Origin of the sequence: Paenibacillus sp. FSL H7-0326, assembly GCF_001955535.1 — a bacterium.
Lineage (GTDB): Bacteria > Bacillota > Bacilli > Paenibacillales > Paenibacillaceae > Paenibacillus > Paenibacillus shunpengii.
Map to the genome: position 1 here is coordinate 486,717 of NZ_MPVN01000004.1, position 26,952 is coordinate 513,668.

Below are 26,952 nucleotides of genomic sequence, written 5' to 3' on the forward strand. Positions count from 1 at the left end.
AAACCTTTGAACTATTATTAACCAGCCTTGTTCCTATTTAGGGAATAAGGCTTTTTTTGTTGAAACTTCTTCATATTTAACCCAGGCCATCCGATATAAGAGGTAACTATATTTAAAGGAGAGATTATATGCAGCGCATCAAACGGCCGATGGTATGGCTGCTGTTAGTAACACTTATTGTTTCACTGTTCCCCCCTGGTTTGATTAATAAGGCAGAGGCAGCGGACAATGTATCTACGAGTTATTTTGCTCCGGATATCGAAACGCTGAAGAATACCGTTCAGTTGAAGCTCGAAGGAACGGATAAATTACTGAGTAGAGAAAATGCATATAAAGTAACAAATAAAATGCTAACAGCAACAGGTACCTATACCAAAGTTACAGGCTCAACACTCAGTGCCAGCATTCAACAATTAACATGGGATCCACTCACCTCGAAGTGGACTCGTGATACTTCAAAAGTAACTCCAGGAACCATTCAGCTTGATTTAGACAGCCCGGAAAACCGTTTTACATCTACACTAACGCTGTATCCAGGTATGAATGAAATTACTTTCTCTGGAACACAAGGCAATATGACACGGTCGGAGAGCTTCTATGTATTGTTTGACCAAGTTCCATATGTAGAGAGCTTAAGTGTACTAGGCTTGTCCCAACCTGTTACCTTGAATGAGGGGACTCAAGTGGTTATCCCAAGAAAAGATATTACCCTTCAAGGTAAAATTCAAAATGCGACGAGAGCAACGGTGGCTCTAAATGGAGGGTCAGCACTAGCAACGACATTATTGTCGGATGGGACGTTCTACTCTCCACAATTATCACTGAATCCTGGACTTAACAATATTGTTCTCGTTATTGAGAATGGTTCAGATCGAATTACAGTAAATCACTCACTGTATTACTTTGATACCAGCAATCCGATCGTTTCTATGTACTTAGCTGACTCCGATCGTAATGCAAACAATTTATTAACAGGAACACCAACATGGACAGGAGCGGAAGATACAGCGACATTGTATGTTCAAGCCTTAGTTCCTGATGAAGGCGATGCTGTGAGTAAGTCAATTAAGCTTAATGGTCTTGATGTAACTCCGGTATACTTTTCTTCCCTGTCACTAGACAGCTCAGGCAAGCTGGTTACTGCAGGTAATAGCGATGTTGTTATTCAAGGTGTCGAAGGGGCCACTTCGGCTTACCGACTAATTACATTTGCAGTTCCGAACTTTCCTTTTCTTGACGATGCAAGCGGGACTACAGCAAAAAGCCAAAGACACACATTAAATATTACCTACGGTTCAACAATAGTGAACAAGGCTGCAAATTTCAATTTTGCTCAAGGTGAAGTCGTAATTAGTCAGCTGTATCATTTGAAGGGCTATACAGTAGGCACAGATGGTAAAGCAACATATTCCAAAGAGAATCTTAACGGAGCAAACGTAGATTCCAGCGATTATTATATTTCCGTTAAGACGAATTCTCCTGTCACAGATCCTAATGCCCTAACAGCAAAATACTTGCCCGTAGGCAGCAACATGACAATCAATTATGTGGGACCGGTAGAAGGTTCAACAACAGAGTATATTTACAGAATTTCTGGTTTCCAGAACGGGAATCAAACCGTTCGTTTCCAATATTCCGGATCCACGCAGTATAAGGACGCTGTCATTTCATTTGTTTCCAAAACTTATATTTATGTCTCTAACCTGACGGATGGTCAGACGGTGACCATTGATTCGAATCAGACAACAAACCTGCAGGTCTCAGGGGAGTATATCGGTTTTGATCTGAACAGCACGGCTTTCAAAGGAGAAGTGTTCGTTAACGGAACAACACCATCGGGTCTTGGAACTTGGCTGACAAACGGAAAGTTTAATCTGAATCTGCAAGTCAATGCAGACACCGGACCTTTATATTATGGTGAAAACAGAATCGTATTTACCGGAACGGTTGCAGATGATAACAATCAGTACCGGGTTGTAAGAAAAGAAATCCGCATCTATATTCTGGATGAGAATGTTTCCAACATTGATAAATTTCAGCCGGCTGTAGGCAATAACAGAGTTACCTTCCCGCTGGAATATACAGATAATGAACAATGGGCGAAGATTTTCAATCTGACTCCTGATTTCATATACAATGGCGGAACGTATACAACGAGTCTTCAAGAGCATGACATCGTTATTCGCGGTAATGGAGCATCCAAGGTGAACTTGAATCTAGGATCACAGAATTTATTCTCCTTGGATGTCACAGATACAATTATTAAGCAGACAAGCGAGTTTACTTACAACAATAAGACATACGCCTATGAATACTTCGGCAGTTCAGCTGAATTTGTTATCCGTGTGCAGAATTTGCCTGCTGAAACGCCTGGAACCTATGTATATAATCTGGAATTGATTAATAGCACTGGGGCGAAGACAAGCCAGCAGCTCCAATTGGTCCGAGAGGTTAAGCCTTATCGATTGTTAGCACCACAGCCGACGGTTGATGGAGCCTATGTTGTGAATAAGAATTTTGTTCGCTTTGATATTGAAGCAGAAGGCGCCACTGAAGTATTAATCGATGGAGAGCCTGCGGTAAAGAGAACAGATCTCGGTGATGATCGCTTCTTGTATGATTATGTTGGCCTCAAGCAAGACAAAGCAAATGATATTGATATTGAGATCGTACGTGGAAGTACAACACTTGAAGACACGATATCGGTGTATTATACAGGTGCAGTCGCAGTTGATTCCCAGTACATGGCTCCAAAAGTCGCTACTAAATACAGTGTATTTAATAAGAGTCTAGAGCTTGAGTTTCCTAAGGGAACTATTATGCAATCTACAGATTCGAGAGGGATTAATAAATATTACCCTACAACACAGCTGCTATTCGGTCTAGCAGATCCAAAAGACGGCGTAGTGGAGCGCAGAAATGATTATGGCAACATTATCGGTTTCCCGAACAACGGTCTTTCTAATGAAGAAACAGGATATCCGGTATGGGATATCCCGGATGAGTACTTCCTGCGATTCGGAGCTTCCTCTGGAGATAAACAGAATTTTACGACGATCTCTAATGTTTACTGGATCAGTGGAGGACTTGGAGAACGCGGAACATTAGGTTCTGCAGATTACTTGCCGCCTACCAATGGACTTGCTCCATATTCGATTGAAGGCTTGTATGGTGATCCGACAATTGCAGCTGAACGTGAGGTTACTCCGTCGCAGCGTGGGGAACTAACACTTACTTACAACAGCAGCGTGGTTGATGAAGTGGGTTCTACAATTACCGTATTTAAATATACCTCTGATCGGGAATGGATCAATGTTGGTGGTATTGTCGACGCGAAGAACCATACCATTACTGTTCCTTTCGATGAGTTCGGTTATTATGTGGTAATGAAGCTGAGCCGCAGCTACACAGATATTACGAATCACAATTGGGCTAGAAACGTCCTGAACGCGATGTATTCTAAGGGCTTGATGGAGAATATTCGATTTGATCAGTTTGGTACTGATGATCGCACATCGCGCGGAGAATTCGCTACGCTGCTCGTTAAGGGTATGAATCTGCCTTTGAACTATGACAATAATCAAACCTTCGTGGATCTTGTGCCTGGGGCACGAAGCGAAACATGGGATTACGAGCATATTGAAACAGCAGCAAGAGCAGGAATTGTGACAGGACTAACGGAAGGGGTATTTGCCCCGAGCCAGCCTCTGACCCGTGAACAAGCGGCTGTGATGATCGCCCGTGCAATGAAGCTCAAGCTAGCTGCTAATGACAGCAAGCTAACCGACAATCTGGCGAAGCTGTATGTGGATTCGGGCAGCATTAACTATTATGCGAAGCCGGCCGTCCTGGCAGTGAACAAAGCAAAAATCATGACAGGAAATGCATTAACGGTTGCCGGACAGAGCAAGCCGCAGTACAGTTTTAATCCGCAGGGCTTCCTGACACGTGCAGAAGCAGCTAAAATTGCTGTGGAGCTGTTCAAAAAGAGCAACAAACTTTTTCCAATTAATTTAAGTTAAAATCTTCTAACAGAGAAAGAACTGCTCCTCTGAGGCGCAGTTCTTTTCTATCTATAGAAAGAATCATTCACTAGATTTTGTAATTTAATAGATTATAAGATACAATAGCGTTAAAATACACATTTTGCTAAAGGGTGAAGGTATCTGATGAAAGCAATCTATTCGAAAGCTCAGCTTGGCTACATGAAGGCAAAGACACAGTTTGAGAAACAAGCAGCGATTCTAGAAGTAGAGATTGAGAAGACACGCAAGACTCAGGAGATCTCGCAGGAAGTTATGGAAGGTCTTGTTATGAAGACTGGATTCCACGATGCATATAATAATTTGATGGCAGCAGAGAATGAGCTTATTGAATGGTCCCATGTTACGATCAAGCATGAGAAGACATACCGCGATAACAAGAAACCAATCGAGGATATGTATGAGAATTTGAATACCGATCCTAAGCTGCGTGCTCGCATCATTGAACTGGCAATGAAGATTAAGTAAATCAACTGGATAACTTAAGAGATGAAGGTGCCGAAATTCGGCACCTTTTTTATATTTTTATCGTTCTATTAGTTACGTTGCTGTTTCACCTGAGGGGATTTTGAATTTTTTTTGAAATGTTACTTAAATTGAAGTATATTCCAGTATTATTTGTGGTTACATATAACATAGAGTTTCCGCGCTATTCATCATCAATTAATTGGAACCGATATTCTATATTGAAGGATGAATCCCATCATTTTTTAATTAGTGGAAAATTTTTTTCGAAACTTCGCAACTTTTTTGAAACTACTGCGTTTAAGATGTAGAGCCAAAACGATGGAGGATTTAGGAAAGAGATTCATGGAGAATTTTGTCTATTTATTAGAAAAATTTTCTTTACGTCTTCTAAACCGCATTGTATAATACGATAGGTAGGATTAGGAAACTACTCTATTTTTTCTTACCCTGGCTTATATTTACTAGTTTCTGTGATCTATCACAGACATCATTTTATATGGATTTACTTGCTCAACTCTGGAAAGGGGGTGTATCGGCTAATGAGTAACACGGGCAACCCATTTACTAGTACTAGCAATCATAAAGAAAATAATCATGTGATGATTTCTCGAGGAGGAGAAAAAAAGGTTATGAAGAAAATTTTATCCGTGGCTTTGTCTACAGCAATGGCATTCTCCATGTTTGCTTCTGTAGCATTCGGTCAAACTGGTCTTACTGATGTAAACGCGCAATACAACTACTTGAAAGATAAAGGAATCTTCTCTGGATTCCCAGACGGTCAAGCACACCTTGACAGACAAATGACTCGCGCTGAGTTCGCTAAAGTCATCACTAAGACTTTGGGTCTTAAAGAAGTAGAAGGCGTTTACTCCTTCAAAGACAAAAACTACGGTGAGAAACACTGGGCAGCTCCTTATGTAGAAGCAGTTTACGCTGCAGGTATCATGGAAGGCGTTAACTCTACTAAGAAAATCTTCGGAGTTTCTAACCCAGTAACAATTCAAGAAATGGCAACTGTACTTGTACGTGCGCTTGATCTTGAAGTACCAACTGAAACTAACAACTCTGCAACGACATGGGCTAAAGGTTATGTTCAAGCAGCAATCAACGCAGGTCTGGTTGACGCTAACGCTAACTTCCAATCCAACGCTACTCGCGAACTTCTTGTAGGCGCTGCTTACGCAGTTGATCAAGAATTGAGCCTGTCCGTAGAATCCTACACTGTATCCGAAGCTGGTAAAGTTGTAGAATTCAAAATGACTGACGGCGAAACTGTAAAAGTAACTTTAGATAAAGCTCTTGAAGCTAACAAAGAAACTGAAGTTAAATTTACTTACCAAGAAAAAGAATTCACTGAGAAAGTTACTTACGTAGTTACTTCTGCAACTAAAGTTGAAGGTGCTTCTGCTAACAACTTGAAACAAGTAGTAGTGAATTTTGACGGAGAAGTTGACGAAGAAACTGCAGAAGAAGTTACAAACTATTCTTTCTCTAAAACAATTGATTCCGCAGTATTGTCTGCTGATAAGAAATCCGTCGTTCTTTCCTTGAAAGGCGAAAATCTGTCTGATACTAACAAACTAGAGAACCAAAAAGCTATCAAGATCAAAGTTGACGGCGTTAAAAACGCTGATAAATCTAAAACTTTCTCTGAAGAAGTAACATTTACTCCAGTAGACGTTACAATTCCTGAAGTTGAAGAAGTAACTGGTCTTGGTACTAAAGCGTTCCAAGTAGAATTCTCTGAGCCGGTTGACCGTGCAACAGCGATCTCTACTGCAAACTACAAAATTGATGGTAAATCCATTGCTGGTTCTGTAGAATACGTTAACTCTTCAACAGTGATCGTTACTACTGAACTCGCTACAGGAGATCACAAACTTACAGTAAATGGAGTTAAAGATTTTGCTGGTTTCGTAGTTACTCCAGTATCCTATGACTTCACTGTAGCAGTTGATACTGAAGCTCCAACTGTAGTGACATCCAAATCTTCTGATCTTACAAAAGTGGAAATCGAGTTTAACGAGCCATTGAGATCCGTAGGTAAAGTTTACAACGGTGTATCATCCAAAACCGGTACAGTTACTCGTTCCGGTAACAAAGTTACTGTAGTATTCACAAAAGAGAACGCACTTGCAGTTAATGAGAACACAATTGTGATTGAAGGTGCTACTGACTATAGTGGTAACAGTGCAAATCGTGAAGTTAAGATTACTCCTACTTTAGACACTGCACGTCCTGAAGTTACTTCTCTTACTACAAGTGTTAAAGACAACGGAGATATCTCAATTAAAGTGAAATATTCCGAAACAGTAAACTATGCAACTAATAAAGATAACTACACTATCAAAGATAAAGACGGCAAAGTAGTTACTGGAAATGGACTTGATTCAGCAGGTCATCCTGTAAGAGAGGTTGCTCTAAGCGCTGATAAAACAGAAGCTACAATCACTCTTTCTAGCACTTTTAAACAAGGTACTTATACACTAGCAGTTGCTGGAGTACAAGATAATGCATATGTTCCTAACACAATCTTGCCTTACACTGGTACATTCGAAGTAGGCGATACAACTACTCCGGAACTGAAAACTGCTTGGGTTGAAGAAGGTACACCTAATACTAACGGTGCGCGTGATGTAAGCTTCTACCTCACTTATAATAAAGAAATGGCTACTGATGGTTCTGGAAGCGTATTGGAAAGAACTAAGTATAATGTGAAGTGGACTGCGGCTTCCAGCACATACGAAGCACTTCCAACTAACGCAACAGTAGAAGCTGTTACAGCCGACACAGTGAAGATTACAGTTCCTAGCACGACTAAACAAGTTTCTGCTAATGGCGCTGAGCTTAGAGTGACATTGGTAGCAGACAAAGCTGGAAACTATGCTTATAAGAACAATGGTTATGTTGGTTATGTAGTTGTTAAACCAAGTTCAGCAGTTCAAGCAACAGTAGCAAATGCTGTATCTAACACGAAAATTGCAGTTGAATTTGATGCGAATCTGTCCAGCATTGATGCTAACGATTTTGCAATCAAGAACACTGTAACTGGTGACACTTACGAAGTTTCTTATGATGGTAAAACTTCTGATGCTTACAACTTCGTCTTAAGAGGAGATAAAGTTCTTCCTGCTGATGCTTCAAATTATGCATTTGTTGTAGATGCAACAGAACCTAACTCCGCAACTGAGTTTGGAGTTAAAGTACAAACTGGATTTACAATCAATCTAACTGATAAGATTGCTCCTGCTATTATTTCCGAAAACCCATTGAAAGTTACTGGAACTGGTACTTCTTACGAAGCACGTGTGACTTTCGACGAAGCAATCGCAGCTGTTTCCGGTACTAACGTAGTATCTGCATCTGTTACAGGAGTAACTGTGAGCAACGTTCAGTACAGCGCTAGTGGTAAAGATTTGGTAGTTACATTTACTACTGATAAAGCTTTGACTACTGACTCTGTAGTAACTATTGAACTGAACTCCAGCAACGAAAGCTCTAAAGTTATTAAGGATACAACTAAAGGTAATGCTGCAAAAGCATTCTCTACATCTGTAGTATTCAAATAATTAGTTGAGCAGAAAAAACAGTGGGGGGAACCCCACTGTTTTTTTGTTTATATCTATAGAAACTTTTTCTTCCAAACTCGCGTCTATATAGTAACTTCAAAAAAAGGAAACAATTGGAGGTACAGACGTGGATCATAAACATACTCAAAAAGCCTTACTTTGGATCACCGCTGCCGTACTTATTATCGGGCAAGGCACTTCCGTAGGTGCTGTATCAGATGATTCCAGTGATTTAACAGGAACGCAGGTTACTTCACATCCTCACTCAGATCAAGTAGTACAAGCACTGCCTATTCATCCATTAACGTCCACTTATTCAGACACATCCAGATTAACACCTTCGCACTTACTTTATAGTGGGCAAGAGCCAAGATCACAACTACTTGGAGCAGGCTTGATGAATGCCAATTCCGATCTAAATCAAATCGGTGCCTCGGCCAGTAACTCAAAATCAAACTCAACTGTAAAGAACTCCTCAACAAGCAAAAGCTCCAATGTATCATCGACAAAAAGTGACAAACCCATACATACACTTAATAACCTCAAACCCGTCAAGTTAACCTCTAAGAGCACTGTTAAACTCACCGACCTCAATGTACTGACGCAAGAAGATGGCAAGACCCTCACCTACACCCTGACCTATCAGAATAATGACAGCAAGACCTTAATGCTTATTGATTATTGGACCAAAGTGAAGACAAAGGGCGGAACATTGTATTCTCCGAACCTTATCGCGCGCGATCAGGAAAAGAAAAGTGTAGCCGCAGGTTCGTCCCTTGCCGTTACCTATATTGTGAAGGTTGGAAAGAACGTAAAAGTCAGTGATCTTCTGTTCCAGATCGTGAAATGGGATTTCAGCAAACCGAACTATGAGAGCCATTTAGGGCATTTTAATGTGCCGGTATCTTATACCTTGTCTACACCAGTCAAACAATCCAAGACCATACGTCTCAACGATATACCGGTCAAGATTAAAGTATCGAAGTTTGAGTTCCATTCGGGTACGGATTACAACTATGCAGAGGTCAGTGTGAACCTGCATAATACGGGCTACAAGCTGCTGGAGAACCCTACCGCAAAATGGATTCTGAGAACAGCAGGAGGCAGCAACTATCCGCTGCTCTTGGATTCGGCAGAAGCTACCTTTAGTATTCAGCCACAGGAGAATAAGACATTGAAGCTGCTCTCCAGTATCCCTAAGTCGGTCAAGCTGGCAGGAGCAGAGCTCATTGTCGTGGAAGAGGAAGGCGAGGCCAAGACGGTGCTTCCGCTTGCTACCTTACAGTTGCCTGCAGCAAGTACGACACAGACTGTAGCGACGCCGCCTTTTAAACCAAGACAAGTCACGGTGGAGAATTTGAAGCTGGAAACGACGCTGGAAGCAGCGACGGTCAGTCAGAGCTATGGCAGCAATGATTTGTCCTTAAGCTTCAAATTCAAGAACATCAGCAAAGAAACCATCACGGTGCCTAAATACGAATTTTTATTAAAAAGCGGTAATGGCAACTCCTATCCGATTACAACGAAGGCTCTAGAGAATCTATCTTTACAGCCAGGTGCAGAGAAGACGATCAAGCTGGATATCTCCGTATCCTATGAAGTTGCTCAAGGTGCGCTAAAGCTAATCATGAATACACCTAAATCGGAGGATCCAGAGAGCAAAGCACCCGCTTACAGCTATCCTGCAGGAATTTATATACTTCCTCAGCCATCCTCAATGCAGAATACGCTTGGGCGAGAGATTTCTGTGAAGAATGATAGCGGAACCTATGGTGTGACCTGGTCTTCCATTCAACGTTTACCTTGGACAGACGGGGATTTGCTCTCTGCGAAGCTGACGGTCAAGAATACGTCGGTGAAGACGCTTCGTCTTCCAGATCTGCAAGGTGTATATACAATAGATGCAGCGAAGGACGCGAGCAGCACGAAACTGATTAAGAGTCAGGCTGCTTCACTGCTCGGACCAGGGCAGGCGGTAGATATGTATCTTATAACGAAGATTCCTACATCGCTAGATATTGCTCAGCTGCAAGTAGCACTTGAAGAGAAGGTAGGAGAAGAGACCACGGAGTGGATCAAGCTGACGAATATTGGAGCCATCCCAGAGGTGCCAGAGATTGAGAAGGATGAAGCATACACGTTAACCACACTCGGTAAAAAGGCGGAAGTCAAGACACGAAAATCCCTCGTTTATCCAGGGACAACGACAGATCTTGTGTATACAGAGCTGGAAATGACCAATATGGAGAATCGTCAGGCCGATCTATCTCAACTCAGCGGATACTATATGTCTTCCAGCGGCCTTTATTTTAAAGCGAACGTCAAACAGATTGATTACCCGGCTGGCCCTGAAGACAAGAGCATCGTAACCATGTGGACCAAGATTCCTAAACGAGTCACGGTTTCTGATATGCGACTAATCGTCGGTGAAGGAGTTACAGAGGATAAGCTTACACCGGTGAAAGGAGAGTCAAGTGGTTACGTTAATGCGGCATCTCTTGAAATTAGCCCGCAGCAGATAACTGCACCGACAACCGTCCAGAATTTTGAGCTGTTCCCATACCAAGTACAGACGCATACCTTCGATGCATACCTGTCAGGTGGTTCCAATGTATCTATTGAATGGTACTATACACTTAGCCAAAACAACGAGTATAGTCTTCCTGAGAATGAGCACAAGTTCATTGTCGAGATTAGTGACTCTACTGGCAGAACCTTTGCCAAGGAGCTCGTTCCGGGCACAGACATGAAGCTAGGAGCGAACCAGGTGTTATCCTGGTCAATAGATGATCAAATCTTCGAAGATCGCAGAGCGGGAACCTATCAAATATCCATTTATGACGAGTTCCAAGGGGAAAGGTTAAAAATCGCTGGTCAGTCCATGTACTATAATCCCAATCGCCTTCCTGCTGTAATTCCAGAAGAATAGTTTTTTTCTTATTACCAAGTTCTTCTTGTCTATATGGCAAAATCACTCTATCATGATAATTATGGGATTGATAGATTAGAGGAGGAACATCATGAAACGCATGTTGAAATTAGGTATGGCTGCCGTTGCGATCGGTGGTGGCATATGGATTGGATCAGTTATGAATATTACTGCGGACGGTGCATCAGTGAATACCCAGCCGGGTACAGCGGATGATCCAGTCGTTACAAAGAGTTATGTAGATCAAGCAATACAAAATGCACTAAATGGCGGGAGTGGAGAGGGTCCATCTGAACCATCCACCCCAGCTGCAGGTGAAGAACTGAAGATCGTTGTTGTGAAGCCCGGACAGCGTCTTGTTGCGGGAGCAGGAACTGAGTTTATCGTTCGTAGTGGGAAGGCCGTTATCTATTCAGCAGATGCGAACGGTGTAGCCGATCTGACTGCAGGACAGGACTTGACCAATGGAACAGCAATTACGAACAATCATCTGCTCTCTTTCCCTCGTGAGGGTAGAGGGATCGAGGTTGCGCAGGGCAATAAATATAATCTGACGGTTATGGTTCGCGGTAATTATAATCTTTTCTTGGTTCCTTAAGCACTGAGCTTCTTATTAGGGTGTACAAAAGCTAAGTCATATTTTTATAGCCCGTTATTTATAAGTATGCGACGTTTCGCTTCATATTATATATGAGGCGGAGCGTCTTTTTTCGTGAACGAGATGGATTTGCTTATTGAGTGTCATTTTTCCATAAGTAACAATGATTCGCCAGTCTACAATGCGGCCGAGCTGCAAACAATATTTCTGCAAGAACAATACGCAGGAGGTGCATAGAATATGGCGAGAAACAAAAGCAAGCTGGTTCCGGAATCCCGTCAAATGCTGGAGCAAATGAAATACGAAATCGCAGCGGAGTTTGGGATATATACCGGCGGTTCCCATACATTGGGGGCAGACACAGAGTTTGGTGATGAGCTGGGCTCAACAACGGGTCATTCCTCGTTTGCTGGATGGGGATCTCTGACTTCAAGAGAAAACGGATCGATTGGCGGAGAAATTACGAAACGACTTGTCCGATCTGCGGAGTCTAGTGCGTTCCAGATTCCTAATCTGTAGGAAGCATAAAACTGCATTTTGTCTGTAAAAAAGGCAATAAAACCGTAATATCCGACTGGAATATTCATACTTTATCTGATTGACACGGATTGACAAATACGTTAACATGTCGTATGAGGATGTATTGCAACCTTTTCCATGGTGGAAAAGGTTCGTTTTTTGTTTAAGGATAAACGTATGGGGGAAAGACCATAATATCCATATATGTGGGAGGTTGATTACTACAATGTCTGTTAAAGGGCGTCACTTATTCACATCAGAGTCCGTAACTGAAGGACATCCGGATAAAATCTGTGATCAGATATCAGACGCAGTACTGGATGCATTTCTTGAAGCCGATCCAAATGCCCGTGTAGCATGTGAAGTATCTGTCGCGACCGGACTTGTGCTGGTTATCGGTGAGATTACTTCAACAGCTGATTATATCGACATTTCGGCCATTGCGCGTAACACCATTAAAGAGATCGGATATACACGCGCGAAATATGGTTTTGATTACCAGACTTCCGCTGTACTTACTTCCCTGAACGAGCAGTCCAAGGACATTGCTCAGGGTGTTAATGCAGCACTTGAGAACCGCGACCCGACTCTCATGGAGAAGGAAACGGAAAATATCGGTGCGGGTGACCAAGGTCTGATGTTTGGTTTTGCAACCAATGAGACACCAGAGCTTATGCCACTCCCAATTGCTCTGTCTCACCGTATCGCTCGTCGTCTGGCTGAAGTTCGTAAGGATGGTACACTGGGATACCTTCGTCCGGACGGCAAGACCCAAGTCACGATTGAATATGACGGCAACAAGCCGGTTCGTGTGGACACCATCGTAGTATCTACACAGCATGCTGAAGATATTACGCTGGAGCAAATTCAGGCTGACATTCGTGAACATGTGCTGTCTCCTGTTGTTCCTGCTGAGCTGCTGGACAGTGAAACGAAATACTTCATTAACCCGACAGGCCGTTTTGTCATCGGTGGACCTCAAGGGGACGCAGGACTTACAGGACGGAAGATCATCGTGGATACTTATGGCGGCTATGCGCGTCATGGCGGCGGTGCTTTCTCCGGCAAGGATCCTACGAAGGTAGACCGTTCTGCAGCTTATGCAGCACGTTATGTAGCGAAGAATCTGGTTGCAGCGGGACTCGCTGACAAGGTGGAGATTCAGCTTGCATATGCGATTGGTGTAGCGAATCCGGTATCGATCAACGTCGATACATATGGCACAGGCAAGATCAGCGAAGAGAAGCTGGTTGAACTCGTGCGGAACAACTTTGACCTTCGTCCGGCGGGCATTATTCGTATGCTGGATCTGCGTCGTCCGATCTACAAGCAAACAGCGGCATATGGCCACTTCGGTCGTACGGATATCGATCTGCCTTGGGAACGCCTTGACAAAGCAGATGTATTGAAGAGCCAAGCAGGTCTATAATTAGTAAGCAGATACGGATTGAACGGAATAAGCTCGATATACGAGAGCGAACAAATTTAAGCCTTCGATGGATAACCATCGAGGGCTTTTTTCATATGTCAAAATAGTAAGCGATTGTTTTATCATTCGCAAAGAAAAATCACCTCGTATCCCTTCTAACATTACGTTGGTGCGGCTAAACTATATTTTCCAACTAACCGATGAAAAGAAGAGGTCTATAATCATATTTTTAAGTTACTCTTTATCTAAAATGCTGGAAGGAGGAAATACATTTCAATGAAGAAAAAAATATCACTGCTGCTGACAGCTGCTTTATGCGCACAAATGGTGTTCAGCTGGGGCATGGAGAAGAACTACGCGGCAGAAGCGGGAATGACACAAGCATCTACGCAAATTGAAGATGTAACGGATATTAGTCCCTATTCCGGACAAGTTGAAGTGGCTCAAACCCCGAGCCTAACGATGGAGTTAACCCAGCCGGTCAGAAAAGGGGAAGGATCGATTCGCATTCGCTCTTTGTCTGATAATAAGGAAGTGAAAGCATTTGATTTAGCAACAGAAGTAAAGATTTACGAAACTAAAGGAGGAAATGAGGTTTCTCCTGAGGGGTACGGTACATACATTACGATGAATTTGGGCACTACCCAGCTGCAAAGCGGCGGCTATTATGTGCTGATTGATGCAGGAACGTTTACGAAAGAACAGGGGGTACCTTTTGCCGGGATTCAAGATGCGAGCAAATGGCGTTTCTGGACAGTAGGGATGGGTGAAGTATCTGTCGTTGAGAAAGTGCCGGCAAACGGAGGATCGGGGATACTCCCGTCTTCAACATTGACACTCCAATTTGCGAAGGAGATGTATCCGGCGGCAGGTGCAATTCAGATTATTAACCGTAAGAGTGGTCAGACCGTTGAAACCATCTCGTCCACATCCTCTAATGTCAGTGGGGGAGGTACCAATACAATCAAGATCAAACCTTCAATTTCATTCGAAAATAATACATCGTATGACATTCTCGTTAGTGCTGGAGCTTTCTGGGATGCGCAGCAGAATCGAAGTGCCGAGATACGTGAGGGAGATTGGCGTTTTCTGGTATCAACCGATACGACCGCACTTACAGTCACTTCCTTATCTCCATATGACGGGAATATGAGCGCACCCGTGGATCAACCAATAACACTAACCTTTAATAAAGCACTCGATATCAATTACCCAGGGAACGTTACTCTACGCAAAGCGGGCGGCAGTGTCGTAAATACGACGACTGTTATTAACGATAAGAATCACAGGCAGCTCGTGATTAGCCCTGCTGCTCAGCTCGAACACAATACGACGTATCAGGTTGATGTACCCGGTGGTGTGTTCAGAGATGCGGCAGGTAATACATTTGGGGGGCTCGTTGGCAGCAGCTCCTGGAGCTTTAAGACCTTTACAAGGGATACAACGGCTCCTGTATTGCAGACTTCCAAAATGTACAGTAACACGCTGATCCGACTTACTTACGACGAATGGTTGAATTCGAATACGAGGCCATTAATATCAAGCTATTCGGTTACAGTCAACGGTGAGACCAGAGGTATCAGTGATGTGAGTATTTCAGGAGACAGCGTCTATATTATGCTTGATACGGGCGTAGCCGTAGGCCAGGTTGTACGTTTATCCTACACTCCTGGGATCAGGCCGCTGCAGGATGATGCGGGGAATGCGGTTGCCGCTTTTTCCAGTAGAGAAATCATAAATGATCTGGATTCTGTTCTATCTAAACCGAGGGAAGGTACGGTATACGGCAATACACTCTATTTATATTTTACGGAAAGTGTAAAAGTGACCTCTTCCTCAGCTAAAGATCAGTTTGTGGTAACAGCAGATGGCAGCAGTATCGGAATAAGCAGTATCTCCATAAGTAATGGTTCCGTTGTTACACTGACGCTTGATCGATCGGTAAGAGATGGCGAAGTCATCCGGGTGAACTACACTCCGGGATCCTACCCGCTGAAAGATAACAGGGAGCAGTCACTTGCAGGGTTTACTGATTTTTTTGTAAGAAACAGTAACGATACAAAAGCTCCGGAATTGCTAGAGGTAACCGCCAGTGGGAATAAAATGTACGTTCGGTATAATGAAGCGCTTCGTACGAATGATTTACCGCTAAAAAGCCAGTTCTCAGTGCTTGTAAATCGTACTCCGCTGTTTGTTAACGCCGTGGATGCAGAGGAAGACACGGTGACACTTACTCTTGCCAATACAATACAAATGAATCAAGACGTAACTCTATCCTATATTCCAGGTGTAAAAAGGCTGACGGATCTTAATTATAATCCGGCCGGCTATATTAATCTGGTACCTGTTACGGTATATGGAAGCGGCAGTGTTCGACAGGCTGAGGTTCAAGGCTCAACCGTGCTGCTGACGATGACCGAGAGCATGCAAGGTTCGGGAACGATTACTGCTTCCCAGTTCACGGTGAATACAGGCGGACAAAATATACAACCGACAACAGCCGTGGTACAGGGGCAGACCATAACCATAACGTTATCTAACGCTGTATTGACTGGACAAGCGGTTACGATGATGTACACACCAGGTACAACGCCGCTTCGAACAGCGGCAGGGGAATTGATAGCCGGCTTTGGGCCAATCCCTCTGCAGAATAAAACGACAGGCAGCACCAACCCAAGCAGTGGCAGCGGAGGCGCAGTTGGAATGCCAAGTGGGTTATCCGTACTAAACTCCGGGTTGTTTAATGAAACAGGCTATGCGCTTAGCACGGCGGCTACCAAGAGAACGACAGCTTTGTCTAAATACAATCGGGCTGTGAGTTCATATACCGTTAGTGCAGACACATTAAAACAGGCATTCGCGTTTGCAAGCTCGGCTTCTGGAGTATCCAAGAAGCTGGTTGTAGAAGTTCCAGAGACGGAAGCTGCGGCTATGGTTGGTTTTCCGGTACAGATCCTGGATGAATTGAAACGTCAGTATCCTGATGCGGTGATTGGTGTCAGATATGGAGACCGTATATTCACTGTAAGTGTGTCCGATCTGGATCTCACCTCGATGGCTGCACGAGTATACAGTGACATCACGAAGACGACGCTGTATCTTCAGATTGAAGAAGTACCATCCAGCTCGTCGGTCACGATGGATACCATGCTGTCTCAAGCATCAGCAACGAAGCTGTCCGCTTATACAGATGTCAGCTCCTTTATCGTAAGTGATACCTCTACAAAGACAGAAGTAGCACTCAAGGGACAGCTTAAGCTGCGACTCAGCAGCATGACCAATAGCAGAACGCTTGGCGTAGTGAAGCTGGATAACACGATTCAAAGACTGAGTCCGGTGCCGAGTAAAATTTCGCAAACAACGGACGCTGTACTCATTCAAGCGAATCTTTCAGAGAACCAGGCGTTGATTGCAGCGAATCATCCAGTACAGTATATGGGCTTATATGGACACTGGGGTAAAGAAGCGGTCGAAGGTCTGGCAGCCAAGTGGATTATTGATACTGCAGCAGGCGCAGAATACGGTCCAAATACCGCGATTACACGTGCCGAATTTGCTGGCATGATTGCAAGAGCATTAGGTTTGATAGGGAGCTGGGATACAACGCAGCAATTTGGCGATGTACCTTATAACGTATCAGGTGCCTATATTGGTGCGGCAGCAAAAGCGGGCATCATTACAGGTCATCAGGATGGAACCTTTAAGCCAAATCAGCTGATCACGCGTGAGCAAATGGCGATCATGATGGTTCGTGCTCTGCACTATGGCGGTCATGATTCCGGACTTAATGGTTCAGCGAACAGTATTCTGAGCAAGTTTAAGGATCGTGCGTACATTCAAGCACCCAATATCGTGGCTGAGGCTGTCCAGCAAGGGATCATTGAGGGGATGACACAGAATACATTTAAACCGGGTGGAAATGCGACACGTGCCCAGGCAGCAGTCATGATTACTAGAATGCTGAGCATTTATACTGAATAAGAGAGTAAAAGTTAGAGCAAAGGAACCGAAGTCTAGTGGATAGATGAAATAGATGCGGATACCTTTATGTATTTTTTTCAACAAAACCGATGGATATGTTCAACTTGCTAGATTCTATTGATAAAGTTAGAGAAAGAGCGTAACTTTTTCCATTTTTAGCAGTCTATTATTGAGAGGATGTTCGTGTCTTCAGCTCCGTGAATCTCTATGACAGAGACTTGCGGGGCTGAACTCATTAATAGAAAGCACATAGGATGGGAGAGGCGCTTTTTTTATGAGCAAAGAGAGGAAGCAAACGGGGAAACTGGCGGCAAGGTCAGGCAAGAACTGGATGATAGTGACGATCGCAGGCGTATTATGGGTGACCCCCGTTCTTGGAACAGGACAGGTTCTGCAGGATACCCTTCAAATATCAAGTGTGGCCATGGCGGCAAGTACAACCAAAATATCAGAAGAGATGATCACGGCGGGAGCCAAAATGATCAATTATCGATATACAACAACGCGTTCTGGGGCTTCATCAAACGTGCTGGCGAATGTAATTCAAGTGGATTTGAATAATCCGAATGTGAAATTGGATGTGATGACAGGTAAACAAGGCAAGTTCAACAGTAAACAGAGCACTGGGGGAATGGTGAAGGAAACCGGCGCAGTAGCCGGCGTGAATGGTGATTATTTTAATGTGAGCGGGGAAGGCGCACCGATTGGCGGGCAAGTCATGGATGGAGTGTTGATGTCGACTCCTTCTGAGCTGTCGGGGATGCAGGCTTTAACGGTGACCAAGGACGGCAAACCGATGATTGATGAATACAGCTTTGAAGGCTCGGTTACGGCTTCTAATGGGTCTACCTTTAAGCTGAGAGGCATGAATAAGGAAGATTACACTCTGGAGTCTGGGTCTGTTAAATACAGTCATGCAAATTCGATGTATATTTATACATCCGCATGGACTTCAGTGAAGCGGCCGAATGACCCGGCAACCGCTGCTGCTACAGAAGTGCTGGTACAGAACGATGTCATTCAGCAAATTTCCTATAAAACTCCACTTAACACGACCATTCCGGAGGGTGCGTATATTTTGCGCGCTCATGGTACGGCAGGAGAATGGATTAATACGAATCTGGCCGTCGGACAATCCATTCGTGCGGATTATAAGCTGATCGCGAAGACCACGGGACAAACCGTGAACCCGAACAATCTCGATATGATGATTGGCGGACATACCCTGCTGGTAAATGGGGGGAGAGAGGCTTCCTTCTCCAGAGATGTGTCCAGTATTGGAGGGTACCGAGCCCGTACGGCAGTAGGGTATTCCCAAGACGGCAGATATGTGTATTTAATTGCAGTTCAGGATAACAGCTCAAGCTCGGGAATGTCACTGTCGGAGCTGCAGAAGTTCATGGTAAGTATTGGCGTGTGGAAAGGGATGAACCTTGACGGCGGCGGATCGACAACGATGATCACGAGACCGCTTGGTGAAATGAACACAGGCCTTGCTTTTGCAACGGAATATGGCACAGAGCAGCGTGCTGTTATTAATGGTCTGGGTGTATATTCTCTGGCACCACAGGGGCAGCTAAAGGGACTAACGATTAGCGGAACGTCCTCTATGCTCGTTGGACAGGAAGGAACTTACAGCCTCAAGGGCTACGATACGTATTATAATCCTTATGATATGAGCGGCGCTTCGGTCACTTGGAAATCCAGTAACGGCAATGTCATCAGCACTAGCGGCGGCAAAATAACTGCCACAGGCGGCGGTACAGCAACCCTGACCGCAGTGAGCGGCTCGGCAAGTGCGAAGATGCAGATCACCGTTGTGGGCGCAAGCAATCTGAAGTCACTTAAGGCTGGAGCAGGTACAGGTTCGCTGCAAAAAGGAGCGGCCATTGCTATTCCGATTACCGCAACGACCAAAGATGGACAATCCGTCTCCCTGCCGGCAGACAGCTTGAAGTGGGAATTCGTTGGATTTAAGGGAAGTGTATCGGGTGATACACTCACTGTATCCTCTGTAAATTCAGGCACATCGGTGGGCTATGCCATTGGCCGTTATGACGGCTTCAGCACGGTCGTTGTCTTGACGACTGCAGGACAAACGATGTGGGAAAACTTTGAGAATGTAAGCTATCCAATCAGCTTCACGACGAATGCATCCGGCGTCACCGGAGCAGCACGCGTTGTTAACGGAACTGGCGAGAAGTCCGGCTCCAAAGTGCTGGAACTGAGCTATGATATGAACGGCGGAAGTGGTAAAATGTATGCTTATGCACAGCTTAACGGCACTTCCGGCAAACAAATCGAGTCCAGTGCTACGGCGCTGTCTATGGACGTCCTTGGCGATCACAGTCTGAATTGGCTGCGGGCAGAAGTGCTTGATGCAAACGGCAAAACGGTATACATTGATCTTGCCCGTAATATCAACTGGACAGGCTGGAAGAACATTAGTGTCGATCTAAGCGGTTCAGACATTGCGTATCCGGCGAAGCTGAAGCGGTTGTATGTCGTCAATCTTGAGGAAGGTCAGGATGAGAGAGCGATGGCAGGAACAGTAGCCTTTGATAATATTGCTCTAACCATGCCTTCCCTATCTAGTGAAGCAGGATTACCAACAGGAACTGCCAAGTTTGTCATTGGACAAAAATCGGTCACCTTCAATGGAACGAAGAAGGCAATCGATGCAGCGCCTGTACTGAAGAATAATGCAACCTATGTACCAATCAAGCATGTGCTGGATGCGTTCGGAGGCAGAGCAACCTGGGACAGTAAGAACCAGCGTGTGACGATTCTCCGCGGCGGCAAGCTGATTGATCTTACAGTAAACGAGAAGGAATTTATCCTTAACGGGCAGCGCCTAAGCGCGAGTGTGGCTCCGTATATTTCCGGCGGTAGGACTTTAGTCCCGCTCAGACTAGTATCTGAACAGCTTGGCCTTACCGTAAAATGGGAACAGAAAACGAAGACCGTCACTATCGACTCGTGATATGGTATGATATATCCTGGAAACGTTAGGAATGGAGTCGAACATTTGTGGACTTTCAAGCTGATGCTCTTGACCGCGTCATAAAAAACGCCATGCAGGTCATGGAAAGTAGTAAATATCAGATTTTTGAAATAATGGACTCAGCTCGAACCGAGCTGAAGACGCTCAATCAGGAGATTCAATCCATCCTGAAAGAGACGGCGGAAACGATCGAGAAGGTCGATCAGCTTGAGCTTAATTTCCGCCGGTCCCGAATCCGGCTGACAGAGGTCAGCCGGGATTTCGTCCGCTTTTCCGAGCATGACATCAAGCAAGCTTATGAAAAGGCGACACAGCTTCAGCTGGATTTGATGATTTACAGAGAGAAGGAAATGTACCTTAAAGCACGCCGCGACGATCTGCAGAAGCGTGCGAGAAGCATTGAGGAATCTGTGGAGCGCGCAGAAACCATCGGTTCACAGATGAATGTCGTTATGGAGTACCTATCCGGCGAATTAGGTCAGGTAACCCGAATCATCGAGTCTGCCAAGAATCGACAAATGATCGGTTTAAAGATTATCCTGGCCCAGGAAGAAGAGCGCAAAAGAATCGCCCGGGAAATCCATGACGGCCCTGCGCAAATGCTTGCAAACTTAGTGCTTAGGACGGAAATTGTAGAAAGAATGCTGGTTAAGCAGGATTTTAAGATGGTGCAGGCCGAAATAGTAGATTTGAAGAAGCAGGTTCGTTCAAGCCTTGGAGAAATGCGCAAAGTTATTTTCAATTTGCGTCCAATGGCACTAGATGACCTGGGCTTAATTCCCACGCTTCGAAAATACGTGCAGGATTTTGAAGAAAAAACGAAGATTCGCGCGCTTTTTGAAACCAGAGGGAAGGAACACCGTTTGTCTTCGGCTATGGAGGCTGCCGTTTATCGTTTAGTGCAAGAAGGCTTGTCGAATGCAGCCAAGCATGCATACCCGACCTATGTCGTGGTGGAGATTACTTTTCAGGCACAGCTCGTCAAGATTGTTGTACAGGATAACGGGCTTGGCTTTAAGCCCGAACTGCTGGAACAGAAGAGCAAGGACCATTCACACTTTGGTCTGATTGGGATGCGTGAGAGAGTCGAGCTGCTCGAAGGCCGAATGGAAATTGAATCAGGAGAGAATCAAGGCACCAAGATTGTGATTCATATCCCGACAAACGTGGAAAAGGGAAAGGAGTAGCAGGATGGAAAACCAGAACATGATAAGGGGTAACATTAAGGTATTGCTGGCTGATGATCATCAGCTGTTTCGTGAGGGTCTGAAACGAATCTTGAACATGGAGGACGATATCGAGGTCATTGGCGAATGCGGCGATGGCATTCAGGTATTGGAGTTCTGCAACCAGAGTAAGCCGGACATCGTTCTTATGGACATTAATATGCCTGTAGAGAACGGGGTTGAAGCGACGGAGAAGCTGAGAGAGCTGTTCCCGGACGTGAAGGTTATTATTCTATCGATTCACGATGATGAGAGCTATGTATTTGAAACATTGCGCAAGGGCGCGAACGGGTACCTGCTGAAGGACATGGAGGCAGAGTCGCTTATTAACGCAATCCGTTCTGTGCATGAAGGCTATGCCTTTATCCATCCCAAAGTAACAGGTAAGCTCATTATGCAGCTGCGCCGGATGACATATTTGAATGAGACAGGCGCTATGAATGAAGGCGGCGTGAAGGAAGCTGGCGTCAAATTCGTTGCAGGCGATAACAATCCGCTGACCCGTCGTGAAGCCGAAGTACTTCGTTTGATGGCGGAAGGTAAGAGTAACAAGATGATTGGTGAGTTCCTGTTTATCAGTGAGAAGACAGTGAAGAACCATGTCAGCAGCATTCTGCAAAAAATGGAAGTAGATGACCGTACACAAGCCGTTATCAATTCCATTAAATATGGATGGGTTACCCTGTAAAGGGAACGTAGCCTTCGGTATAAGGGAAGTGTGATCTGCCGCTTGCCCTGGGGGAACTACTGAAGTCATGCGTACAGCTAGTGGTCTCTGGTACTACATAGGTAGCATGTACGGGGGAGCGTTTCTTGTGCTGTATATTCATACTGCCTTGAAATGTGAGAAGATATAGATTGATCTAAAGTTGAGGACGCTAACGTTGATATTGTCGTATTTTCAATCTGATTACGATTGTGATTGTGATTCTGATTCGAAGGTTATGCCAAAGAACCAATGAGTTATTACTTTAGTTCGGTTATATAGTTATGGAATTTTTGAAAGCGCAAGAAAAAATAACATTTCTTTTCATAAAGATAGGATGTTACATTTCTATAGTATAGTAAAGAACTAAAGCACAGAATAGAAGATGCTTTAGTTCAGTGTATGCTTGATAGAATCATTTGAAATCGTGCAGTCCGGTCTATCTTCGCTATTGTTGGCTCGCACCCAATCATAACGAATGGAACTGTCGCTCTAAATGCTCAATCTATCGTGTTAGTAAAAAATAAGATTTATCATATGTTCTGCTGATTCATTTGACTGTGTCACCGTCCCGGGTATCCGCATATATTGGCGGTATAAACAAGATCCGCCGGCTGGTCATTCACACGGCTGCTGTGAAGTGAGTAGTTTTGCGGTTAATTGCATCCATGGATGCAATAGGGAGGTGTAGTCGTATTTGATCGAACATTTGATATGGATTGCGCTTGTCTATGGCTTAACAGCCTTATGCGTTCGGTATTTATACGCACGTTCACAGACCAAGCAGCAGCCTGCCGCCATACCCGTTCACTATGTTCTCATCACATGTAACCATGGGCTTCAGCTGGAGTGGATTATCCGCGGATTGTCCATCGACGCTCTGTTTCGAGGCACGAGTCATAAAGTAACTGTGATGGACCTTGATTCCAAAGATGATACTCTTCCGCTTCTCTACCGGCTCGGTAGTATTGCAGGCGTAGATTTGAGCATTGTCTCAGCAAGTGAGGAGCCGATGAGCACCTTATTTGCCTTACAGCCTGCGGTGTACGAAGAGGTCAAGTTCGTTGATCTTCGCAACGATGCAAGTCTAACGGAATTTCCGTTCGTAACTAAACATTAATCATATTATAAGACGAATATATCGTTAAAAAGTTGCGGTATTGTCATTAATATTGTAAATATAGGATCTTTTTGGTTTAATTTAACTGTAGAAGAAAAGTATGAAGCACATACTTCGGCAAATATGCCGGGTATGTGCTTTTTTTGCGTTCATAAATGGGTATTGGTCGAAATTGGAAGCTGAAAATACGAGGCGAAATGAGGGAATCAGATGAGAATTGGGCTATACGCGATCCGATTATGTGCGGGGTCCGGCAATTGCAGGGAGTGGAGAATATATCTGTCACTTCATTTGAGTGTAGATTGGCTGTGGTGGAGAGAGCAGCTCCGTGAAGCATCTCCATCAGGCATATGGCAGGTGGTTATGATCTCAGAGGCAATGTCGTTATCCTGGGCGTATCGGGTACAGGAGGAATTATTTAAAGACGGGACAAGGACTTTGGGAATTGAGGGAGCAGAGAGAACTGAAGTTCAATGGAGGGAGATGGTGAAGTCTTTACTTGCTCCGCTGATTAGTGCAGAGCCTGGGGAGCAAGGAGAGCGGATGTTACGAGAGTGTGTGGAGATAAGGGAGTTTCAGATTGGGCATAGCGTAAATGAGGGATGCGGGGAGAAACCGTTGGGAGTGCTGGCAGAGAGAGCGGCACAGCAGCTGGCAGGAAGACAGCTGCTTATGCCGGAGGCAGAGGCACTGCTTGCGGAGACCGCTCCCGAAGTAGGGAGCGAGTGGCGGGCTGCAGTGCAGCTGGCGTATTTGGCGGGGCGGGTTAGATACGTGCCCGCCCTTGCCCCGCCGCAGGCAGCGCGCTCTGCGCGATTCGTCTGGCCTTGGGTCAGACGAGAGCAGCTGCGCTGCCGCCGATGCGGCAGCATGGCCGCACAGCAGAGTGCGTGTGCGGCCTGCGGGTCTGCGGCGTGCGCCTATTGCGAGGCCTGCCTCGCGCTCGGGCGCAGCCGCTCTTGCGCGCTGCTGCTCGAAGGCGCAGCGCTTCCGGCCGTGCGGGGCACGGCCGGGGGTTCCCCCACCGATCTAGTGGGTCGGTGGGGACTAAGCCCCGCGCAGAGCGCAGCCACAGGCGCGGCGCTTGCGTATTTGGCCCGGCGGCGTGAGGACGCCCGGGCGAAGGGCCGGTTCTTGCTCTGGGCCGTGACCGGCGCAGGCAAGACCGAGATGACCTACCCGCTGCTGGATTACATCCTTGCAAGCGGGGGCAGCGTGCTCGTCGCCACACCGCGCCGCGATGTGGTGCTCGAGCTCGCACCGAGGGTGGCCCGCGCCTTCCCGGATACGGCACGGGTCACCCTCTATGGCGGAAGCAGCGAACGCTGGCAGCGAGGGCAGCTGACCCTCGCCACGACCCACCAGCTGCTGCGCTTCCGCCACGCCTTTGACCTGGTCATCATCGACGAACTCGATGCCTTTCCCTACCACAACGACCCCATGCTTGCCTATGCGGCCGAAGCATGCTGCAAGCCGGGAGGCAGCTTCATCTATCTATCTGCCACCCCGCCTGCACAGCTGCAGCGGGAAGCAGCCCGGGGCAAGCTGGCTCATGCCAGAGTACCGGTTCGCTTTCATCGTCACCCGCTGCCTGTTCCGATATACATGAAGCTGCCGTACGTAGCGCAGCAGATTAAGCAGCGTAAGCTGCCACGCGAGCTTCAATTGAGGCTAAAGCGTTCATTGGAGCGAGGGGCGCAGGTGTTTCTATTCGTTACACGGATCTCACAGATCGAGTCCTTCGTGGTGCTTCTTCGAGCAAGCTTGCCAGGTATTCGTGTCGAAGGCACCTCTTCCGAGGACCCTTTACGGGGCGAGAAGGTCATGTCTTTTCGCGATCGAGAAATTCGCCTGCTCGTAACAACAACTATACTAGAGCGTGGTGTGACCGTCCCCATGAGCGATGTCTTTATTCTAGATGCAAATACGCGGCTGTTCGATGACGCATCGCTTGTGCAGATGGCAGGTCGAGCGGGCAGATCCAAGGATGATCCGGCCGGGACCGTCATATTCGGCGCTCCAGAAGTGAATCGTGCGCAGAAAATCGCCGTCAACCAGATCAAAAGAATGAATGCCATCGCTCGCCGTAACGGTTATCTAGTAGATTAACCGCACCGCCTCTCTTTACACGCGGCGAAGTTAGAGGCTGCCGGAGGCGCCGGATGCCAGAGGGGGGCGACCGTCGAATGTTTCAGTTAGATTAAGTGGATTACATTCCAGCTGAAACAGTGATTTTTACAGCTGCATAACACCGCTACAATCATAGACCAATGAAATGAGGACGGCTAAGGGAATGAACATTGTAAACCGTATATCTGCATTTATGCATAGCCTGGCATCCCCTTCCGGGAATACCTGTCTCGCCTGTGGTACATATGCTCCGCTATCTAAGGAACTGCCCGGTATTTGTCATCGCTGCGTTCGTTCTATACCTTGGATTACTCAGATTCGCTGTGTTACATGTGGACGGGCAATAGGCTGCCCTGACTGCTCCAGAGGAGATCATAACCGCAGATCCTTTGAGTGTAACCGAAGTGCTGTAGTATATGATTCTTTAATGAGAGAATGGCTGGCGGTATACAAGTACCGGGGGAAAGAAAGATTCGCTCCGCTATTCGGGGCCATGCTTAATAAGGCGTATTTGGGAATGCAAAGAGAGTATTCCGCACAGCTGCTTCGAGGTGACATCGGTCGGGTGGATGAGCATGAGGGTGAGAGTGCAGAACAATCTAAATATAACGAAGGTAAGGTTTTTATTATCCACCGCCATGATTTATCCATAAACAAGCACAGACCAGATATCTGGCGAGCCGATGCGATTACTTATGTGCCTGTAAGCCATGAGCGACTAATAGAGCGAGGATTTAATCAGGCCGAACGGATGGCCGTTGAGCTATCGAGGTATCAGGGGTTACCTGTAATTCCGTTACTGCAAAGAACCAAGCATACAGAGAAGCAGAGCTTCAAGGGTAGAAGAGAAAGAGAAATCTCGATACAGCATGCTTTTGACCTGCGTCCGGACACGGAACGAATCCTCAATTTTCTAATAAGTGAAAAGATGAATGGCAAGCTTCATCGAGACAAGAATCATACTATAAACGATAAGGTTCAGATGAAAATCCTGCTGGTAGATGATGTCTACACGACAGGCAGCACCTTGGAAGCATGCTGTAAAGTAATTAGAGAATGGGGATCAAAGAGAGACATTCATATTTCAATGTATACTGTTACTTGGGCTAGATCTTAATAGGAAGAATATTTGATAATGAGGAACTAAGATTAATTTCTGAATCAATTTACCGATATATAAAGTAGGAAGTAATCTGAAAGCTCGGGATATAGTTTTAGGGATAGATGAGA

Annotated in this window: 14 protein-coding genes; all 14 read left to right on the forward strand. The window is 45.4% G+C overall.

Annotated elements, in window-relative coordinates; genetic code table 11:
- Nucleotides 1-128: 128 nt before the first annotated feature.
- The 14 genes from BK126_RS21115 to BK126_RS21180 all read left to right on the forward strand — a co-directional run bounded on the left by BK126_RS21115 (nt 129) and on the right by BK126_RS21180 (nt 26,839).
- The gene (locus BK126_RS21115) at nt 129-4,022 is read left to right on the forward strand and encodes an S-layer homology domain-containing protein (RefSeq protein ID WP_076314505.1); all 3,894 of its coding nucleotides are present in this window, start codon (nt 129-131) and stop codon (nt 4,020-4,022) included.
- 147 nt (nt 4,023-4,169) lie between these two features.
- The gene (locus tag BK126_RS21120) at nt 4,170-4,511 is read left to right on the forward strand and encodes a hypothetical protein (protein ID WP_076314506.1); all 342 of its coding nucleotides are present in this window, start codon (nt 4,170-4,172) and stop codon (nt 4,509-4,511) included.
- Nucleotides 4,512-5,050: 539 nt separating this feature from the next.
- Nucleotides 5,051-8,080: an S-layer homology domain-containing protein gene (locus BK126_RS21125; RefSeq protein WP_083656036.1), complete on the forward strand. Its 3,030-nt coding sequence runs from the start codon at nt 5,051-5,053 to the stop codon at nt 8,078-8,080.
- A gap of 127 nt (nt 8,081-8,207) precedes the next feature.
- Entirely contained in the window at nt 8,208-11,009 is a 2,802-nt protein-coding gene (locus BK126_RS21130) for a hypothetical protein (RefSeq protein ID WP_076314507.1), read from the forward strand.
- Between the two features lie 91 nt (nt 11,010-11,100).
- A complete protein-coding gene (locus BK126_RS21135) occupies nt 11,101-11,607 on the forward strand; it encodes a hypothetical protein (protein ID WP_076314508.1) in 507 nt (168 codons plus the stop codon).
- A gap of 240 nt (nt 11,608-11,847) precedes the next feature.
- On the forward strand, nt 11,848-12,126 hold the full coding sequence (locus BK126_RS21140; protein WP_076314509.1) for an alpha/beta-type small acid-soluble spore protein: 279 nt from the start codon (nt 11,848-11,850) through the stop codon (nt 12,124-12,126).
- Nucleotides 12,127-12,352: 226 nt separating this feature from the next.
- Nucleotides 12,353-13,555, forward strand: coding sequence for a methionine adenosyltransferase (gene metK / locus BK126_RS21145; RefSeq protein ID WP_076314510.1), 1,203 nt, complete (start codon nt 12,353-12,355; stop codon nt 13,553-13,555).
- A gap of 276 nt (nt 13,556-13,831) precedes the next feature.
- The gene (locus BK126_RS21150; RefSeq protein WP_076314511.1) at nt 13,832-17,536 is read left to right on the forward strand and encodes a SwmB domain-containing protein; all 3,705 of its coding nucleotides are present in this window, start codon (nt 13,832-13,834) and stop codon (nt 17,534-17,536) included.
- A gap of 274 nt (nt 17,537-17,810) precedes the next feature.
- Complete coding sequence (locus BK126_RS21155; RefSeq protein ID WP_076314512.1) at nt 17,811-20,519, forward strand: stalk domain-containing protein; 2,709 nt, start codon at nt 17,811-17,813, stop codon at nt 20,517-20,519.
- Nucleotides 20,520-20,566: 47 nt separating this feature from the next.
- A complete protein-coding gene (locus tag BK126_RS21160; protein ID WP_076314513.1) occupies nt 20,567-21,727 on the forward strand; it encodes a sensor histidine kinase in 1,161 nt (386 codons plus the stop codon).
- Nucleotides 21,728-21,731: 4 nt separating this feature from the next.
- On the forward strand, nt 21,732-22,454 hold the full coding sequence (locus tag BK126_RS21165; RefSeq protein ID WP_047912369.1) for a response regulator transcription factor: 723 nt from the start codon (nt 21,732-21,734) through the stop codon (nt 22,452-22,454).
- 715 nt (nt 22,455-23,169) lie between these two features.
- Nucleotides 23,170-23,592: a hypothetical protein gene (locus BK126_RS21170; protein ID WP_076314514.1), complete on the forward strand. Its 423-nt coding sequence runs from the start codon at nt 23,170-23,172 to the stop codon at nt 23,590-23,592.
- Between the two features lie 210 nt (nt 23,593-23,802).
- Nucleotides 23,803-25,701, forward strand: coding sequence for an ATP-dependent helicase ComFA (locus tag BK126_RS21175; RefSeq protein WP_076314515.1), 1,899 nt, complete (start codon nt 23,803-23,805; stop codon nt 25,699-25,701).
- A gap of 184 nt (nt 25,702-25,885) precedes the next feature.
- Nucleotides 25,886-26,839 (forward strand): ComFC family protein, encoded by a 954-nt coding sequence (locus BK126_RS21180; RefSeq protein WP_083656038.1) that lies wholly within the window; start codon nt 25,886-25,888, stop codon nt 26,837-26,839.
- The last annotated feature ends 113 nt before the right edge of the window (nt 26,840-26,952 follow it).

Excerpts from the sequence above, each read along its gene's own strand:
- BK126_RS21115 (WP_076314505.1), top strand. The coding sequence starts at position 129 with ATGCAGCGCATCAAACGGCCGATGGTATGGCTGCTGTTAGTAACACTT.
- BK126_RS21120 (WP_076314506.1), top strand. The coding sequence starts at position 4,170 with ATGAAAGCAATCTATTCGAAAGCTCAGCTTGGCTACATGAAGGCAAAG.
- BK126_RS21125 (WP_083656036.1), top strand. The coding sequence starts at position 5,051 with ATGAGTAACACGGGCAACCCATTTACTAGTACTAGCAATCATAAAGAA.
- BK126_RS21135 (WP_076314508.1), top strand. The coding sequence starts at position 11,101 with ATGAAACGCATGTTGAAATTAGGTATGGCTGCCGTTGCGATCGGTGGT.
- BK126_RS21140 (WP_076314509.1), top strand. The coding sequence starts at position 11,848 with ATGGCGAGAAACAAAAGCAAGCTGGTTCCGGAATCCCGTCAAATGCTG.
- metK (WP_076314510.1), top strand. The coding sequence starts at position 12,353 with ATGTCTGTTAAAGGGCGTCACTTATTCACATCAGAGTCCGTAACTGAA.
- BK126_RS21150 (WP_076314511.1), top strand. The coding sequence starts at position 13,832 with ATGAAGAAAAAAATATCACTGCTGCTGACAGCTGCTTTATGCGCACAA.
- BK126_RS21155 (WP_076314512.1), top strand. The coding sequence starts at position 17,811 with ATGAGCAAAGAGAGGAAGCAAACGGGGAAACTGGCGGCAAGGTCAGGC.
- BK126_RS21165 (WP_047912369.1), top strand. The coding sequence starts at position 21,732 with ATGGAAAACCAGAACATGATAAGGGGTAACATTAAGGTATTGCTGGCT.
- BK126_RS21175 (WP_076314515.1), top strand. The coding sequence starts at position 23,803 with ATGAGAATTGGGCTATACGCGATCCGATTATGTGCGGGGTCCGGCAAT.
- BK126_RS21180 (WP_083656038.1), top strand. The coding sequence starts at position 25,886 with ATGAACATTGTAAACCGTATATCTGCATTTATGCATAGCCTGGCATCC.